We start from the raw sequence: 16,654 nt of genomic DNA, 5'->3' as shown, positions 1-16,654 counted from the left end.
CAGACAGCGTCCACCTCCGCCACCTGCCCCGACCGTCCGAAATCGCGACAGTCGGCCGCATCCCGAGGAATCGCCCCCGGCGAACTCGACTGTCGCGATATGAGACACAACCACCGCACTGCCCGCCTCGACACTGATCGGAGACGACCCCGACCACCAGGATCCACCGGCCGGATCTCGAAAACCCCTGCGAACGCCGGAAACCGGCGGCGCAACTCCTACGCAGTTCGCACAGAAAGAGGTACCGACGTGTCCGATCGAGAACTCACCGAAGTCGTGAGGGGCTTCACCTACACCGAGGGTCCCCGCTGGCACGAGGGCCGGCTGTGGTTCGTGGACTTCTACACGCACTCGGTCAACGTCGTCGGCGAGGACGGCTCCGTCGAGCGGGTGTGCACTGTCGAGCATCAGCCGTCCGGTCTCGGTTGGCTGCCGGACGGGCGGATGCTCGTCGTGTCCATGAAGGACCGCACGGTGTTGCGCAGGGAGTTCGATGGATCTTTGGTCGTGCACGCCGACATCGGCGACCACTGCGGCGGGCACGCCAACGACATGGTCGTGGCGCACAGCGGCCAGGCCTACGTCGGCGAGTTCGGGTTCGATCTGATGGGCGGCGCCGATCACGAAGACGGCGTCGTCGTCCTCGTCGACCCCGACGGCTCGTCCCAGGTGGTCGCGAAGGGACTTTCCTTCCCGAACGGGATGTCCATCTCCGCCGACGGCGGGACCCTGTTCGTCAACGAACTGTTCGGAAACCGGGTCTCACAATTCGATATCACCGAAGACGGATCACTCGGCCCCCGCCGCGACTTCGCGTCCTTCGGCGAGTTCGGGAACGAACCGAGCGTGGAGAAGCGTCTCGCGGCGTGCACCATCGCCCCGGACGGGCAGGCGCTCGACGCCGAGGGTGCGGTGTGGGTGGCCGACTGCGTCAACCAGCGCGCGCTGCGCCTGGGTGAGGGCGCGGAGATCCTCGACGAGGTCAGCACCGCGCCGCTGGGCGTATTTGCGGTAGCACTGGGCGGGCACGACGGCAGGACGTTGTTCCTGTCGGTCGCCCCGGACTTCGACGAGACCAAGCGCAGCGCCGCCCGCGAGGCCAAGATCCTGTCCACGACCGTCGACATTCCGCACGCCGGGAGGCCTTGACCGATGCTCGACACACGCTTCACCGAACTGTTCGGCGTCGAGCACCCGGTGGTGTGCGGGGGCATGACCGGGGTGGGTACCGCAGAGCTGATCTCCGCGGTGGCCAATGCCGGTGGTCTCGGCTTCCTCACCGCGCTCACCCAGCCCACCCCCGAGGCCCTCGCTGCCGAGATCACTCACTGCCGGGAGATGACGGCCAAGCCGTTCGGAGTCAACCTCACCATCCTCCCCACCGTCACGCCGGTCCCGTACCAGGAATACCGTCAGGCGATCATCGACAGCGGCATCACGATCGTCGAGACCGCCGGCAGCAATCCGAAAGAGCACGTGGACGCGTTCAAGGCCGCCGGAATCAAGGTCATCCACAAGGCCGTGGCAGTCCGGCATGCCGTCAAAGCGCAGGCACTGGGAGTCGATGCCGTGAGCATCGACGGGTTCGAGTGCGCCGGACATCCGGGCAACGAGGACATCCCCGGCCTCATTCTCATCCCGGCAGCGGCCCGAGTACTCGACATCCCGATCATCGCCAGCGGCGGATTCGCCACCGGCGAGGGATTGGCAGCCGCCCTCGCTCTGGGCGCCTGCGCGATCAACATGGGCACCCGCTTCGTCGCCAGCGAGGAGGCGCCCGTCCATCCCAACGTCAAGGAGCAGATCGTCGCCAACGACGAACGCCAGACGGTCCTGGTGTTCCGCGAATTCGGCAACACGGCACGGGTCGCACGGAATTCGATCTCGGAGGAGATCACGGCGATCTCGGCCCGACCCGGCGCACAATTCGCCGATGTGGCGCATCTCGCCTCCGGTGCGCGCGGACGGACCGAAGTACTGCACAACGGCGACATGGAGGGCGGCATGTGGTGGGCAGGCCAATCACAAGGTCTCATCGACGCAGTACTTCCCTGCAAGACAATCATTTCCGACATCGTCACCGGCGCCGAGTCCACCATTCGCAGGCTCGGCTCCGGCCTCCGCTGACCAAGCCCCGGAGAGGAACAACATGGAATTCACCACGATCCGGCACGAGGTCGACGACGGGATCCTCACCGTGTATCTCGATCGGCCGGAGCACCTCAACGCCTTCACCGTCGAGATGGCCGACGAACTCGAACGCACCTTCGTCGCAGTCAACGACGACGACTCGGTACGGGCAGTGATCGTCACCGGCGAGGGACGCGCATTCTGCGCCGGCATGGACCTGTCCAGCGAGGGCAACGTATTCGGACTCGACGAATCGAAGACCCCGTCCCTGGCCGACATGGCCGATCTCGACGACCCGGAACTACGCCGCATCCGCGACACCGGGGGGCGGGTGACGCTCGCGATCCACGCGTGCCGCAAGCCGGTGATCGCCGCGATCAACGGGGCCGCCGTCGGCATCGGTGCAACGATGACCCTCGCAATGGACGCGCGCCTGTTTTCGTCCAGAGCACGATTCGGTCTGGTCTTCGGAAGGCTGGGCATCGTCCCCGAGGCGTGTTCGACATGGTTCCTGCCCCGAATCGTCGACATGACCACAGCTTTGGACCTGGCCTACCGCGCCGACATCCTCGACGCCGACACGGCTCGGGAAACCGGGCTCGCACAGTCCGTGCACGAACCCGAGGCACTCCTCACCGAGGCACGGAAATTGGCGGACGCGTGGACCAGGGACCGATCACCGGTGTCCGTTGCACTCATCCGGCAGATGCTCTACCGCAACTCGGCCGCGCCGCATCCCGTCGAAGCGCACCGCGTCGACTCACTGGCGATGTTCTACACCAGTAGCGGTGACGGCGCTGAGGGAGTGCACGCCTTCCTCGACAAGCGCGGCCCGAAATTCGCCGAGAGAGCATCGGCGATGCCACCGTTCTACCAAGAATGGATTCGACACGCGTAACAGCGCGGTGGGTGGTTCGGAGCGCTGCAGCGCTCCGGACCACCTTCGATGCGAGTACACCGGCTGCGGCCGCGAAACCTTATGTCCCATACACACCGTCAGCACCTGCTTGTGAGAACAGGACTACCCCAATGAGCAACGTGGACCGGATCGTCGTCGTCGACGGTGCGCGCACCCCCATCGGCAGTTTCGGCGGTGCCTTCAAAGATATGCCCGCCCACGAACTCGGCGCGACCGCCGCCAAGGCCGCCCTCGCCCGGGCAGGTGTCGCGGCCGACGACATCGACGAGGTCGTCATGGGCTGTATCGGACAGGTCGGCCCCGACGCTTACAACGCCCGCCGCGTCGCGCTGGCGGCCGGGCTGCCCGTCTCGGTTCCGGCCTACACCGTCAACCGCCTGTGCGGCTCCGGCCTGCAGGCAATCTGGTCGGCAGCGATGCAGATCCGCTGCGGTGGAACGGACCTGGCACTGGCCGGTGGCGACGAAAACATGTCACGGATGCCGTTCTACGACTTCGGCGCCCGCAACGGCTACAAGCTGGGCGACCGCACCCTCGTCGACGGTACCGTCGCAATGCTCACCGACCCGTTCCACGGCATCCACATGGGCGTCACCGCCGAGAACGTCGCCCGCGAATTCGGCATCAGTCGCGCCGCTCAGGACGAGTTCTCCGTCGAATCGCAGCGCCGCGCCGCCACCGATGCCGCCAAAGGCGCATTCGCCGAGGAGATCACCCCCGTCGAGGTCGGCGGCCGCAAGCCCCGGACCGTCACCACCGACGAACACCCCAAGCCCGACACCACCCTCGAAACCCTCGCCGCGCTGCGTCCGGCGTTCGTCGCCGACGGGTCCGTCACCGCCGGCAACGCCTCGGGCATCAACGACGGCGCCGGCGTGCTGGTGCTCGCCCGCGAATCCGCCGCCCGCGAGCGGGGACTCGGTGGACTCGCGGTGATCGAATCCGTCGCCACCGCCGCGCTCGCACCCGAGCTGATGGGCTACGCACCGGTCCTCGCCCTCGCCACACTGTTCGCGCAGACCGGCACCACCCCAGCCGATATCGACACCATCGAACTCAACGAAGCGTTCGCCTCGCAGGCCGTCGCCGTCATCCGCGACGCCAAACTCGACCCAACCAAAACCAACCCCTACGGCGGCGCAATCGCCCTCGGCCACCCGGTCGGGGCAACCGGGGCGATGTTGACCCTGCGCGTGGCCAAGGACCTCGTACGCCGCGATCTCGAACTGGGCATCGTCACCATGTGTATCGGCGGCGGACAGGCCCTCGCCGCGCTGCTACGCCGCACCCGGTGACCATCGGCACAATTGCCACACATCCGCGCCGCCGAACGCGGGACCCCTGCACGCCTTTCCCGTCCTCGAGAGGCTGCTCCGGAAACGCCGCGCCGCCATCGCTCTCACCGTCGTCTTTCTGCAGCGCATCCTTCGCCCGTCCGGCACGATCCCACGCATCGGCGACGCCCGACGCACCTCGTGAACATTCGGTTCGGTCCGGTCACCGCGCCACCTGTATCCGTGCGCTGGAGAAGAGTGAGTGCTTCCACCAGGGGCGCAACTGATCATGTTGCCCGCCGCCGCGGTATCGATCGCACAGGCGGCGACCGGTGCGGACCGGCTGATTGAAACCCTCGAAAAGCGTGGGATTTGGACTGCGAACCCGTAAGACGCCACGGGAGAGCGCATCGCACGGCGCCGACGACACGCGACACTCGCCCACCAGTACCCATCGCGGCTGCCATCCTGCGATAAGTGTGTGAAGATTCGACCGCACCGCACGCTGTCATCCCCGACGTCAACGCGATCCGCGAAGTCATCATCGGCCCCGGACGTACAAGGAAGTCGTGGAGCAACTACTCGCCGAGAACAAGTACACCGACATCACAGTCCGTGTAATTCCGAGGTGCCGAACCGTCCCAAACCCCGATCTTCCGGCGGCGCTGGGGCCCACCGCAGCACCCCTGATCATCGCTGCGATTGCCGAGCACCGTTCCGGACGAGGCGTCAGCATGCGAGACGTCGTCGCTCCGGCTCTCGCGGGTTCGATGTCACCATCGTCGACAAAGACCGCACGGCCGTCGTCAGCCGCGACCGCCCCACCAGGGGTGTGACTCATCCGACCTTTGACTTCAAGTACTTGAAGTTCTTAGCGTCGATGACGTGAGTGCACGAACCACCCCACGCGACTACTCGATCAAGGACGCGGCCGCGCTGACCGGACTCCCGGCCAGCACGCTGCGCTACTACGAATCGGTCGGGGTGATTCCGCCGATCAGCCGCGGGGAAAGCAGCAAGCATCGGGTCTTCGACGAGGACGACCTGGGCCAGCTGCTGGGGATCGCGTGCCTGGCCGCTACCGGGATGTCGGTCGGCGACATGAAGGAGTACGTCGCCAACGGACACCACGGGGCCGCGGCCGCCTCCGCGCAGATCGAACTGCTCACCCAGCGCCGGCAGCAACTCGAGCTCGAGGCCCAGCAGATCGCCCTCCGGCAACGCTACGTCGACCTCAAGATCGACTACTGGCACGCCATCGACGCCGGCGACGAGCCCCGTGCCGAGCTCCTCGCGGCCGAGGCGAGTGCCCTGGCCGACCAACTCCGCACCAAGAAGCGCTAACCCCACCCACCACACCACCACCCCGGCGCGCCCCCATCCACTGATGCGCCGCCGGTCACTCAGCCCTGCCCCGCCCACCACTGGGCCCACCACAGACGTAAGGAACATCCGCCATGCGCGTGAACGCGTACGCCGCCCCCGCCGCCGGCCAGCCGCTGGCCCCCACCACCATCGAACGCCGCGACGTCGGCCCGAACGACGTCCTCATCGACATCCAGTACGCCGGCATCTGCCACTCCGACATCCACACCGTCAACGGCGACTGGGGCCCACAACCCTTCCCCATCGTCCCCGGCCACGAGATCGTCGGCGTCGTCACCGAGACCGGCGCCGACGTCACCCGCCACCAGATCGGGGACCGCGTCGGCGTCGGCTGCCTGGTCAACTCCTGCGGCCACTGCACCCACTGCCAGGGCGGCGACGAACAGTACTGCGAAAACGGCATGATCCCCACCTACGCCGGCGTCGACCGAGACGGCACCACCACCCAGGGCGGCTACTCCACCCACGTCGTCGTCGACGCCGACTACGTCCTGTCCGTCCCACAAAGCCTGGACCCGGCCGCCGCAGCCCCGCTGCTGTGCGCCGGCATCACCACCTACGCCCCGCTGCGCCGCTGGAATGCCGGCCCCGGCACCAAGGTCGCCATCGTCGGCCTCGGCGGCCTCGGGCACCTGGCCGTCAAAATCGCCCACGCCCTCGGCGCCGACGTCACCGTCCTCTCCCAAACCCTGAAAAAGCAGGAGGACGGCCTGCGCCTCGGCGCCGACGCCTACCACGCCACCTCCGACCCCACCACCTTCGAACAACTCGCCGGCCGGTTCGACCTCATCATCAACACCGTCAGCGCCGGCATCGACCTCAACACCTACCTCGGTCTCCTCACCGTGGACGGCACCCTCGTCAACGTCGGCGCCCCCGCCGAACCACTCAGCGTGAACGTCATGTCCCTGATCAGCGGCCGCCGCAACTTCGCCGGATCGATGATCGGCGGCATCGCACTAACCCAGGAAATGCTCGACTTCTGCGCCACCCACAACATCGGATCCGACATCGAACTCATCCCCGCCGACAAAATCAACCAAGCCTACGAACGAGTCCTCGCCTCCGACGTCCGCTACCGCTTCGTCATCGACACCACCACCCTCAACTGACCGCACCACGCACGTCCGCATTCCCAGCGGCAGGGGTTTCGGTGGAGGCTTCGAGCACAACATCAGAGTGAAGGGTCACGCGGAAATCGATCTCACTGCACCGCCCCGGACTCCGATCATCGTTCACCCCCGCCACTTCCGGGGCGGCGCCGGCGACGGGCTGAACTCCGCAGCACTCGCATTGCGCGAGACGGATATCCGAGACGAGAACCTGGCCGGGTTCATCGTCGAGGCCCCACCCACCCCGACCTCCACCGCACAATCGTCGTCGACGTGACCGGCGGACAGACCCCGATCGCACAGACGATCACCGCGCTCGCGCGTGCCGTCGGGCCCCGGGGCTAGTCGCGGCCGACTCGCTTTCGTGGCCGGGGTCGCGACCGGTCACGACACAATGCTGCCCCACGCGCACCGACACCCCCACTATTCGAAAAATCACGAGGCTCACATGCAGGACCACACCGTTCTGACCGCCCCCGAGCGGTCCGGCAAGGACACCGAGGCGACCGGTTCCCCCCGTCTCCCGCTCGTCGTCTACATCCTGGCGCTGGGGACATTCCTCATGCTCACCACGGAGTTCGTGGTCGCCGGCATCCTCCCCGACGTCGCCGCGGACCTGCAGATCTCACTCACCCAGGCTGGTTCGCTGATCACCGTCTTCGCGATCGGGATGGTCGTCGGTGCGCCGGTGATGACGATGCTGACGTTGCGCCTGTCCACGCGGCTGACGCTGATCCTCGCGCTCGTCATCTTCGTCGCCGGCCACATCTTCGTGGCGGTCGGTGCCGACTTCACCCAGATCATGCTCGCGCGCTTCATCACCGCCCTGGCCACGGGTGCCTTCTGGGCGGTGGCCGCCGTGGTCGCCACCCGCGCTGCCGGACCCACGCTGGGTTCCCGCGCGGTCGGCATCGTCGGCGCAGGCGGCTCGCTGGCCACCGTGCTCGGCGTCCCGCTCGGCGCCTATATCGCTCAGCTCGTCGGCTGGCGGGGAACCTTTTCGGCGTTGGCGTTCGCCGCCGCCCTCGTGACCGTTCTCATCATCCGCCAGGTACCGGCCGATCCTCCCGACCACACTCCGTCGTCCATCGGCTCCCAGCTCGCCGGTCTTCGCTCCGCCCGGTTGTGGCTCGTCCTCCTCGCCTGCACCACCACCAGCGGCGGAGTACTCGCGGTCTACTCGTTCATCACACCGCTGCTGACCGACCGGGCCGGCGTGCCCGCATCCATGGTCCCGCTCGTCCTCACCGGGTTCGGCATCGGCTCTTTCATCGGAACCCTCCTCGGCGGGCGCCTCGGGGACACCCGCCCGCACGCCGTCACCATCGTCACTCCCGCGATCACCACCGTGCTGATGCTCGCCATCGTCCTGCTGTCCGAATCGTCGTGGGCGATGATCGCGGCGGTCGTACTGCTGGGGTTGTTCGGCCTGAGCGCCAACAGCGTGCTGATCCACCTCGCCGTCCGATACGCAGGCACGGCGGCCACACTCGGCTCCGCGCTGAGCGTGGCCGCGTTCAATGTCGGCACCGCAGTCACCACACCGCTTGCCGGCGCCGCGCTGACCTCGTCACTCGGCCTCGACGGCCCGGCAGCCGTCGGCACCGTCATCATCGCGCTCACCCTGATCCCCACCATCGCGCTGGCGAAGATCCGGCGCCGGAAGGCGGCGGCAACGCACACCGCTGTGCGCCCGTCGAACTGACCGCCGTTCGCTCACAACCTGACCCGTCTTGGGTTTCTCACCCCCACCCCTGAGTTAGGCAGGCGGTCGCTGTGGGAGGACCCGGCGTCGGACGGCGTCACCCGAACCCAGCCGCGCCAGCTGATCGCCGGTCAGGATCGGAGCCCATGGCGTGGGGCGCCGCGAGGCGGACCATCGTGCTGGTGCCGGACTTGGTGTGCAGCGGGCCACGGACATGGCGGTGAGCTGCGCGGCGACCTTGCCGCGCAGCGGATCCGGGGAGTTCACGCAGACCGTGCCGCCTGCTCAAGGGCGTCCCTGTTTAGTTCCATCAGCCGGCCGATCTCATCGTCGGTCAGCAGTCCGCGGTAGTAGGCGCGTTCGATCTCGTCCCAACTACCGGGCTCGTACGCATCCGCCGAAATACCGCCGCTGACCGGGACCCGGCCGAAGGTGAAGGTCCAGTCCAGCAGAACCTGCATCATCTCGGTATCGCTGATCTGGCCGGCGGTGCGGCGGTCGATGACCTCGGTCGGGGTCCGGTCGAGCAGGGCCGGGTTCTCCAGCACGGTGCGCAGCATGCGGTGAATCGTCGGTTGCGAGATTCCGATGTGCTCATGGATGACCCGTTGGGTGATGTGGGCGGCGTTCGCCTCGGCCACCGCCCGCAGGACGTCGAGGTCGGCGACCCGGCGGCGGGCGGCCGCAGCATCGAGTGCGGCGACAGCCTGGTGGTCGATGGTGTTCACGACAAGCACCTCTTCGCGTGATTCACAATGAATCATTCCACTTCAGGGTACCCACACACGCCCGATACCGTCCACCGCGGCCCCGACCGATCCACCCCACGCCGCCGAGTGGCCGATCACACTGAACGGCCCCATCGAAATGGGCCCGACCGAGATCCCGGCAGATCACGGGCCGCCAGCACCCTGAAACCGCAGTCGACCACGGCAGACGACGTGACGCGCGAGCGTGCGCACTATCGCCAGTGCGATGCCAGCGGATACCTGCGAACTGACGTGCCAGCGCTGATCCCTTCCCCGCCGGCCAATCGCGAGTCGCACTGTGTACCGGCCGGCGGGGTCGAGGCCGCCCGAGTCTGGGAGCGAGCGGCGCTGACCACCCTACGACGGCAAGCGCGGCCTCCCGGTTGGCAGTCTCGGCGTGGTCCGGGATACCGACGACGGCGGCGGTATCGGCGGCCCACACCGCGTCCCACCCTGCCGCAGTGAGGTTCGCCCGCCGTCACGACGCCGAAGTGCGGTGACCGGCGCCTCGGGGGTATTGCTCGGCGATCTCGCTTGTCTCCCGGGCCAGCCAGGTCAGCTCCCCCACCACGTGGTCCCAGGCCGTCGTCAGATCCGCCCACTCACACTCCGGGCCCCGGACGCACACCAACGCCAACTCGTTCTCTGACAACGTCTGCCACAGCTGCTCCACCGCGGACGACCCCATGCCTCCCATTCAACCGCAGCCCACCGCCGGTACCGAGGATCGGAAACGGCCATGTCGCAACTCGGCGCCGCACCCGGCACCACGGTGGCACCGCTCCCGGCATCCATCGTCAGCGGCCACCGGGTGTGGACAGCGAGGCGAGAAAGGCACGCCGATCCTCCAATTCGTGGGTCGGCACAGGTCAGTCGGCCAGTGCGTCGAGGATCAGGTCGTAGTCCTCACCGGTGAGGAACCCGTGGGACAGCGCCCGGCCGACCTGGTGGTTGAAGCCGCCCTCAGGGGTGGGGCGGACATCGTCCACATCCGGGTAGCCGCTCGGAGGTAGGGGCTTGTCGTACTGCCAGCCGATCAGCTCGGCGCGCATCGTCGCCGGATCGATCTCCCCCGCCGCGCACCGGGCGGCGATCTCGTATGCGGTGCCGCCGTGGGTGTCCGGCCGGACATCCGGCGCCTCGATGCGGGCGCGCTGGAGCATCTGGCTGATCGCCGGCTGGCTGACGCCGTTGACCTGCGCCAGCCGGGTCTGGGTGACCCCGCCCTCGTGCAGTTGCCGTAGGTTGCGGAGGAACCCGATATGCGCGACCACCTCACGCGCCCGGTTCTCGGCCATGCCCCTGAACAACCGGTCCCGGTCGATCATGATCGTCATAACCGACACCTCCTCTATAAGCAATCTTATACCCGCAGTTCCAGGCCGTAAAGGTGGCCATCTCGGCTGCGTGCGAGCACCCCGCCACCGCTGGCCGCGAGCCTCCCCCGCATCTGCGAGGCGACCGGCGCCCACGGCCACCTCGGATTCCGACGCACAATCGAAGGAAAGGGGGAGCGCTATCGCCTTGGAGGTGACCATGCGTCGGGAGGAACCAGCACCGGTACCGGTGGCCGCGCCGGTTCGGTGGTGGCGGCTGCGCCCGTGGAGCCGCAACCAGCTGATGCGCGCCAGCGACCGTTTCGAGGCCATGATCGTGCTGCTGACCGCGGCCGTGGTTCTGTTGCTGATCCCCGTCGCCGCCGCGTTCGGCACCGCGACGCACACCCGGCTTGAGCGACAAGCCCAGGCACTGGCCGCCGGCGTGCACCACGTCCCCGCGGTCCTGCTCGAGGGCACCTATCTCGCCCCCGGGACCCCCGACTACGCGATTCGTCCCGTCGGCACCCAGAACACCGCCCGAGCCCGCTGGACCACACCCGACGGGGAGCGCACCGGAGCCGTCCCCACCGCCACCCCCGCGAAGGCCGGCCAGACCATCACCATCAGCGTCGACGCCGACGGCAACCTCACCGGCCCCATCCCCGACAGCCGGGAGAACACCGTCCTCGCGGTGACCGCCGCCTGCGGGCTCTGGGCACTCACCGCCGGCACCGTCCTGCTGATCGCAGCCCTCGCACACCGACTGTTCACCCGAAACCGGCTGCGGCGCTGGGCACACGAGTGGAAACAGTTCGACGTGCCATCGAGTTAGCCTCGAGCGACGGATTGCGTACTCCATCCCCTGCCGGGCGGGCCGACCGCATCACCCGGCGGTCATTGTGCCGGCGTGATGGTCGAGCGCCGCTGCGGTCGAGGTACAGCCGGACGACGTGTCATCTCGGCCGTATACTGCGCGGATCGGGTCGGGACCCGCGGCGATCGTGCGAGACTGCTCAGCTCGTCGAGAACCTGATCGACGGCGGTGGTCGGGAGACGGACATCCTCGCCCTCCGACGCCCGGAGACGATCACGAACGAAGGCGAGCATGGCGACTTCATGCTTGAGGTCGGCTGCAGTCCGGTCGCTCACGACTCAAATCCTGCCCGAGCGCGCCACCGTCAGAATCGTGCCACCCTCGGCGACGTCGAGACGGCCGCTAGCCTGCAGCATGCGCGACGACATGCCTCGCTCAAGGGGACATGCAACGGCGCCTCACAATCCCCTCACCGCCCCAGGAAGTGAGCTACCGTCCCATTCACCCCACCACCCGCCCCGCGGGCCCGGCGATGGCCACTCCACAGCGCTGACCGTCGCCGCTCGTGCCCAGGGCAGTCGTCACACGCGGCCGAAGAGCTGCCGCACACCACCGTCCTCGTCGACCGCATACAGCGCCATCCCCAACAGATCCAGAATCCGCGCAGGTGTCCGCACCGCAGCCTCCACCGATCCCGGCTCGTCCCGAACGACCAGCGCGAACGACACCGCCTGATCCGCCTCGCTCGGCATCCGCCGAACGAGCTGTCCGATCGCGGTATCGACGTCCAACTCCGGCGCCTCGGTCGTAGCCTTGACTTCGACGTAGAGCCGGTGTCCGTCCTTCTCGGCAACAATGTCGACGAAATCGACCTCGGTACGGACGGTCCACCCCTGAGACGACAACCAACCCGCGAAGTCCCGGGCCACGCGGGCCTCATCATCTCTCATACCGGACACGGTAAGCCGGAAACGTCAGTTCCGAACAACACCACAGCACAGAACACGTCCGGTACCGCCGTACCACGGCTCAGGCATACCCCGGCAGATCGTGCGGTGAGATCGAAGCACCCCTTCAGGACCTCATCCGCGTCAGTCATGTAATCGACTGACTGCTATCGACATTCGTGTGCACAATGTTTGACGCCGCCCAGAACCGGCCACGAAGCGGCTGCCGCCGATCACTCTCCCCGGCGCCGGCCGGGTGTCCGCACGGCCGAATCCGGGTTCAGATTCGGGTTGGGGATGGGGAAGCTCGGATCGATGGTCAGGTCGTCGGTGTCGGCAAAGACCAGTCGCCCGTCGTCGAGCGCGACCGCCCACCGATGCACCGGCGCCCACTCGTGACCACCGCCACCCGGGTCGGTCACTGCCGCATAGTCCTCGACCACCTCACCGGTGAGATCGGCCCCGGAACTCCTGCGGACCAGCACCCGGACACCGACCGTCAACTCCGGGCCATCGACCGGCCGGTTGCCGCTGTTTCGGGCCATGCTGATGCACCTCTTCGCTCGGTGAAACTCCCGAGATTGAGCATAGGCACCGCCCGGCCCGTTACGCGACCCGACCTGCACGAACACCACCCACGATCAGAAACGCCCCCGACGCAGTCGCCTGTCATTGGGCCGGGGGTGGCCACCCGGGTACAGCAACCCACACTCAGTGGCGCGACAGAAGCAGTGCCACATCGTCCCCCATTCCCTGCGCTCGCCATTGTCGTGAACGGCCCTGTCCTTACTGGACTCTCGTCACTCGCGGCTCCACGAGCTCGGTTTCGTCGATTTCCTCTACGCCTGACAACCTCTAGCGGATCCAAAGGCGCTGCACACACAACTCCGCACCGCCGGCCACCGACACCGCGGCCGGCCGGGCCGGGCCGCGACACCAGGCGTGACCGCCCCCCCTGCACGCCCGACACCCCACCGTGGGCATTTGTTCCGTGTTCGGTGTTCGGTATTGACCGAACACCGAACACCTGTCAGGATGGGACCGGTGAACGGACGGCGCCAGAGGCGCGCGGAGGCGGACATCGAGGCCTTCGCAGTCGATGCCTTCGCGCAGTTGGACATCGAGGCCCGCCCGCCCGTGACCGCCTCCAGGAGCAGCGCCGACCTTGTCGTGGACCCGGACGGCGTGACAGTGCCGATCCGGCTGCAGTTCCGCACGTTAGTCACCGACGACGTTGCCGAACGGCTACTCACCGAAGTCCCGCCCGCGACCACCTCGGGCGCGTCCACATCGTTACTCGTCGTGGCCGATCGCGTGACCGACGCGGCGCGCACCGTACTCATCCGCCACCATGGCGGCTACCTCGACCTGCGTGGCCGACTCGCACTGCGCACCGATCGCCTGGTGATCGACGCCGACGTGGCGCCGGTCACAGAACGCGCCGCACGGTCCGAGGCGCTCGCCGGCAAGGCCGGACTCGAGGTCGCCACCGCCATCCTGCGCCGCCCCGAACGAGCCGGCACGGTGCGCGGGTTGGCGCGCGAGGTCGGTCGCTCCCCCAGCACGGTCTCGGAGATTCTCGCCGCCCTGCGCCGAGACGGCCTCCTCGACAAGAACAATGCTCTGGTCGGCACCGACCTGTTCTGGCAGGTCGCCGACCGGTGGACGGGCCCGCGGGTTCACCTGGCCCGGCCCCCGACGCCGGGCGATACCAGTTTGCAGCGCACGCTCCGGCTCGGTCTCGACGCGCTCGACGGGCCCGGGTGGGCACTGACCGACTCCGCTGCCGCCGCCGCATACGGTGCACCTCTCGCATACCGTGAAGGTCAATCCGTCGACTTCTTCGTCCCCGACCCCTCGACCCTTCGGCGCGCGAGCACCCTGCTCGGGACCGCGGAGTCCGCCCGGCACGCGCACGCCACCGTGCGGGTCGCCCCGGTTCCCGCGGCCATCCAGCCCCGGATCGACCTGGACACCAACCCGCTCGAATGGCCGCTCACACATCCACTCTTCGTTGCCCTCGATCTCGCCCAAGACCTCGGGCGGGGCCGGGAAATCCTCGATGCCTGGACACCCGGCGATCGGTGGACCCGTGTCTGGTAGCCGCCATGTCGTGTTCGTCGGCGATGCCATGGCCGCCGTCGCCGCGGGTGTCATCGAGGTTCGTACACTCATCGGCCACGCGCCCGTCATCGTCGGTGGCCTCGCCGTGCTGTCACGGTTGTCGAACCCCTACCGCGCCACCGTCGACCTCGACCTCGTCGACCGACTTCTCGGCGACCTCCCCCAACTCGAGGTCCTTCGCGCCGCCGACGGCGCGGAACCGGTCGAGCCAGCGGCCGTCCTGCTGCCCACCCGGTACGGAGCGGTCAAGGTCGACGTGCTCGAAGTCCGGCAGGTCGAACTCGACCACCCCAGCGACGACCCCGGAGACCGCCTTCACGCCTCGGCGCACGCCTGGGCTAACGACACCGCAACCGACATCACCATCGAGGTGATCCGCACCAACGGTGAGCGAATTGCGGTCACCACCCCGGTCGCCGAGCCCGGACCGCTGATCGCAATGAAACTCCAAGCGGTGATGAACCGCTCGGCGGACAAACAAGGCACCGACCTGCTCGACATCGTGCACCTGATGCTCGACGAGAGCACCCGCCCGGCAGCACTGGCCCAGATCCGCACCGCCGACGCCGCCACCGCGCAGGACATCGCCCTCCACGTCGACCTGTGGTTCACCCGCAACCGCCCACAATCACTTCAACGGATCCATGCAGTCGGCGACCGCGACATCACCACCGACGACATCGACCTGGTCGCCGAACTGTTGACCGACGCGACACAACGCTAGCGCCGCCACGACAAAGTGAGAGACGAACTCAGCGTGGGTCGCGATGTGATGTTGTGTAGGCCGGCCGCCGAGGAGCCAGGGATCGAATCGTCGACCAGGTCCCGATCCGGTCCACCGCCCGCACGCTGCCCAGCGGCTTGCCGTCCACCGGATCGGGGCCCGCGCCGCTCGGTCTCGGCACCGATGCCGTCCTGGGAACGCGTCGCACCCAGGACCAACCCACCGGCCGCGCGGCGTGGTTCTATTCGGCAACCGCCGCTCGGCACCGATCGCTCACTCCGCCACAGCACGCCACTCGGCTGTGCGCTCAGGCGTTGCCTGTGCCAGTGCCGTCAACGTCGCTTCTCGATCAAAATCCTTACCGTAGACCGGGGTTCCCGGCTGCTGACGCCAGGAATCTTCCACCGTGCCCGCATCGACGGGGTCGAAGCCGAGCTGATTGATCAGATCGAACACCACCTGCTTCTTCACTGCGTCGTCGCCGGCGACGGGGAGCGCGATCCGGCCGCTCGACCCCTCCGGGAGGCCCTTCTCGAGAAGGTGCTTCCACCAGATTCCGTTGAACGCCTTGAATACCGGCACTCCGAGGCGTTCTTGCACCCATTCACTTTCCACCTGACCGTCTTCGATGGCGGCGATCAATCCGTCTCGCTGCTGCGGGTAGTAGTTGTTGGTCTCGATCACCGGAGCACCATGGGCAGCGCCGGCGAGGATGTCGGTGGGAAGGTCCACGACGTTCTTCTGCGGGATGCTCACGATCACCAGGTCTGCACCCTCGGCGGCTTCGGTGTTCAGTACCGCCTTCGCGCCGGTCTCCGCCTCGAGGTCGGCGAGGGTGTCGGGTGTCCGAGAGTTCGACACGCGCACATCGTGACCAAGCGCAGTCAGCCTGCGTGTCAGCGTGCCACCGATCTGACCAGCTCCGATGATTCCGATGCGCATATCTCTTGTGCTCCTTCGTCGAGTGCCGCGATACTCCGCGACTGCTGCATGCGTCAACAACGGACACCGTCGGATAGTTCCGCGCGGACACATTCAGCTCGACCTGATTCAAATACTTGACAGTTCGGCTCAGACGGCCCGGTATGCCGCGCAACTCATACGACGGATCCCGGCGAGTCTGCCCAGTCGGCAGGTGTCACGATGGCCGAACCGAATCTTGTCGAGTCACCGTCGAGCAGGTGAAAGCGTCAACGCGACGAATAGGGCAGGTTTCACTTCATCCACCTGCACCAAGTTCGATCCCACGGAGTTCGAAGAGATTCCGGCGAATTCCGACGGTTCTGTTTAGCCAGCCTTGCCAGTATGCCTGCCGATCCCGACGTCGGTCTGCTCGGCCAGGTAGGCGTCGACGATCGCATCCCGCGTTCGACGACGGGACACGGGTTCGAACAGGTGGATCGAGGCGGAGGGGCCGTCCTTGTCGAGGATCCCACCGGGCCGGCACCACG

At 67.5% G+C, this 16,654-nt stretch carries 17 protein-coding genes; 11 read left to right on the top strand and 6 right to left on the bottom strand.

The genetic code is table 11. From position 1 onward, the window contains the following. Positions 1–249 precede the first annotated feature (249 nt). From ACFU5V_RS37165 to ACFU5V_RS37130, 8 genes are all read left to right on the top strand, one after another. Positions 250–1,149 carry an SMP-30/gluconolactonase/LRE family protein gene (locus tag ACFU5V_RS37165; RefSeq protein WP_378705746.1) on the top strand — a complete coding sequence of 300 codons (900 nt, stop codon included), beginning with the start codon at positions 250–252 and terminating at the stop codon, positions 1,147–1,149. Between the two features lie 3 nt (positions 1,150–1,152). Then, complete coding sequence (locus ACFU5V_RS37160) at positions 1,153–2,127, top strand: NAD(P)H-dependent flavin oxidoreductase (protein ID WP_378705743.1); 975 nt, start codon at positions 1,153–1,155, stop codon at positions 2,125–2,127. A gap of 22 nt (positions 2,128–2,149) precedes the next feature. Next, the gene (locus ACFU5V_RS37155; protein WP_378705741.1) at positions 2,150–3,028 is read left to right on the top strand and encodes a crotonase/enoyl-CoA hydratase family protein; all 879 of its coding nucleotides are present in this window, start codon (positions 2,150–2,152) and stop codon (positions 3,026–3,028) included. Positions 3,029–3,159: 131 nt separating this feature from the next. After that, on the top strand, positions 3,160–4,344 hold the full coding sequence (locus ACFU5V_RS37150; RefSeq protein ID WP_378705738.1) for a thiolase family protein: 1,185 nt from the start codon (positions 3,160–3,162) through the stop codon (positions 4,342–4,344). A gap of 864 nt (positions 4,345–5,208) precedes the next feature. Further along, positions 5,209–5,667 carry a MerR family transcriptional regulator gene (locus tag ACFU5V_RS37145; protein ID WP_378705736.1) on the top strand — a complete coding sequence of 153 codons (459 nt, stop codon included), beginning with the start codon at positions 5,209–5,211 and terminating at the stop codon, positions 5,665–5,667. Between the two features lie 113 nt (positions 5,668–5,780). Further along, the gene (locus ACFU5V_RS37140; protein ID WP_378705734.1) at positions 5,781–6,821 is read left to right on the top strand and encodes an NAD(P)-dependent alcohol dehydrogenase; all 1,041 of its coding nucleotides are present in this window, start codon (positions 5,781–5,783) and stop codon (positions 6,819–6,821) included. Positions 6,822–6,888: 67 nt separating this feature from the next. After that, positions 6,889–7,098 (top strand): hypothetical protein, encoded by a 210-nt coding sequence (locus ACFU5V_RS37135; protein WP_378705732.1) that lies wholly within the window; start codon positions 6,889–6,891, stop codon positions 7,096–7,098. Between the two features lie 171 nt (positions 7,099–7,269). Beyond that, positions 7,270–8,526, top strand: coding sequence for an MFS transporter (locus ACFU5V_RS37130; RefSeq protein ID WP_378705730.1), 1,257 nt, complete (start codon positions 7,270–7,272; stop codon positions 8,524–8,526). A gap of 263 nt (positions 8,527–8,789) precedes the next feature. Here ACFU5V_RS37130 and ACFU5V_RS37125 read toward each other — a convergent pair whose 3' ends face one another. From ACFU5V_RS37125 to ACFU5V_RS37115, 3 genes are all read right to left on the bottom strand, one after another. Continuing rightward, positions 8,790–9,254, bottom strand: coding sequence for a helix-turn-helix domain-containing protein (locus ACFU5V_RS37125; protein ID WP_378705728.1), 465 nt, complete (start codon positions 9,252–9,254; stop codon positions 8,790–8,792). Positions 9,255–9,753: 499 nt separating this feature from the next. Then, positions 9,754–9,963: a hypothetical protein gene (locus tag ACFU5V_RS37120; protein ID WP_378705725.1), complete on the bottom strand. Its 210-nt coding sequence runs from the start codon at positions 9,961–9,963 to the stop codon at positions 9,754–9,756. Positions 9,964–10,144: 181 nt separating this feature from the next. Beyond that, positions 10,145–10,612, bottom strand: coding sequence for a hypothetical protein (locus tag ACFU5V_RS37115; protein WP_378705723.1), 468 nt, complete (start codon positions 10,610–10,612; stop codon positions 10,145–10,147). 199 nt (positions 10,613–10,811) lie between these two features. Between ACFU5V_RS37115 and ACFU5V_RS37110 the strand changes: the two genes are divergently transcribed. Then, complete coding sequence (locus ACFU5V_RS37110; RefSeq protein ID WP_378705894.1) at positions 10,812–11,426, top strand: hypothetical protein; 615 nt, start codon at positions 10,812–10,814, stop codon at positions 11,424–11,426. Positions 11,427–11,989: 563 nt separating this feature from the next. Here the strand turns inward: ACFU5V_RS37110 and ACFU5V_RS37105 are convergent. Both ACFU5V_RS37105 and ACFU5V_RS37100 read right to left on the bottom strand, forming a co-directional pair. Continuing rightward, positions 11,990–12,337: a hypothetical protein gene (locus tag ACFU5V_RS37105; protein WP_378705892.1), complete on the bottom strand. Its 348-nt coding sequence runs from the start codon at positions 12,335–12,337 to the stop codon at positions 11,990–11,992. A 251-nt stretch (positions 12,338–12,588) separates the two neighbouring features. Beyond that, entirely contained in the window at positions 12,589–12,900 is a 312-nt protein-coding gene (locus ACFU5V_RS37100) for a hypothetical protein (RefSeq protein ID WP_378705720.1), read from the bottom strand. Positions 12,901–13,399: 499 nt separating this feature from the next. Between ACFU5V_RS37100 and ACFU5V_RS37095 the strand changes: the two genes are divergently transcribed. Both ACFU5V_RS37095 and ACFU5V_RS37090 read left to right on the top strand, forming a co-directional pair. Then, positions 13,400–14,458, top strand: coding sequence for a transcriptional regulator (locus tag ACFU5V_RS37095; RefSeq protein ID WP_378705717.1), 1,059 nt, complete (start codon positions 13,400–13,402; stop codon positions 14,456–14,458). Next, on the top strand, positions 14,448–15,203 hold the full coding sequence (locus ACFU5V_RS37090; RefSeq protein WP_378705714.1) for a nucleotidyl transferase AbiEii/AbiGii toxin family protein: 756 nt from the start codon (positions 14,448–14,450) through the stop codon (positions 15,201–15,203). The genes ACFU5V_RS37095 and ACFU5V_RS37090 overlap by 11 nt, the downstream gene beginning before the upstream one ends. A gap of 273 nt (positions 15,204–15,476) precedes the next feature. Here the strand turns inward: ACFU5V_RS37090 and ACFU5V_RS37085 are convergent, their stop codons facing one another. After that, positions 15,477–16,238: an NADPH-dependent F420 reductase gene (locus tag ACFU5V_RS37085; RefSeq protein ID WP_378705712.1), complete on the bottom strand. Its 762-nt coding sequence runs from the start codon at positions 16,236–16,238 to the stop codon at positions 15,477–15,479. Between the last annotated feature and the right edge of the window lie 416 nt (positions 16,239–16,654).

Origin of the sequence: Rhodococcus sp. NPDC057529, from assembly GCF_042802055.1 — a bacterium.
Taxonomy (GTDB): domain Bacteria; phylum Actinomycetota; class Actinomycetes; order Mycobacteriales; family Mycobacteriaceae; genus Rhodococcus_F.
The sequence above is the reverse complement of the archived record's forward strand: the minus strand, read 5'-3'. Positions and strand labels throughout refer to the sequence as shown.

What these genes read in the sequence shown, in the direction of transcription:
- ACFU5V_RS37160 (WP_378705743.1), top strand. Translation starts at nt 1,153, where the DNA reads ATGCTCGACACACGCTTCACCGAACTGTTCGGCGTCGAGCACCCGGTG.
- ACFU5V_RS37155 (WP_378705741.1), top strand. Translation starts at nt 2,150, where the DNA reads ATGGAATTCACCACGATCCGGCACGAGGTCGACGACGGGATCCTCACC.
- ACFU5V_RS37150 (WP_378705738.1), top strand. Translation starts at nt 3,160, where the DNA reads ATGAGCAACGTGGACCGGATCGTCGTCGTCGACGGTGCGCGCACCCCC.
- ACFU5V_RS37140 (WP_378705734.1), top strand. Translation starts at nt 5,781, where the DNA reads ATGCGCGTGAACGCGTACGCCGCCCCCGCCGCCGGCCAGCCGCTGGCC.
- ACFU5V_RS37130 (WP_378705730.1), top strand. Translation starts at nt 7,270, where the DNA reads ATGCAGGACCACACCGTTCTGACCGCCCCCGAGCGGTCCGGCAAGGAC.
- ACFU5V_RS37120 (WP_378705725.1), bottom strand. Translation starts at nt 9,963, where the DNA reads ATGGGGTCGTCCGCGGTGGAGCAGCTGTGGCAGACGTTGTCAGAGAAC.
- ACFU5V_RS37115 (WP_378705723.1), bottom strand. Translation starts at nt 10,612, where the DNA reads ATGACGATCATGATCGACCGGGACCGGTTGTTCAGGGGCATGGCCGAG.
- ACFU5V_RS37110 (WP_378705894.1), top strand. Translation starts at nt 10,812, where the DNA reads ATGCGTCGGGAGGAACCAGCACCGGTACCGGTGGCCGCGCCGGTTCGG.
- ACFU5V_RS37100 (WP_378705720.1), bottom strand. Translation starts at nt 12,900, where the DNA reads ATGGCCCGAAACAGCGGCAACCGGCCGGTCGATGGCCCGGAGTTGACG.
- ACFU5V_RS37085 (WP_378705712.1), bottom strand. Translation starts at nt 16,238, where the DNA reads ATGTGTCCGCGCGGAACTATCCGACGGTGTCCGTTGTTGACGCATGCA.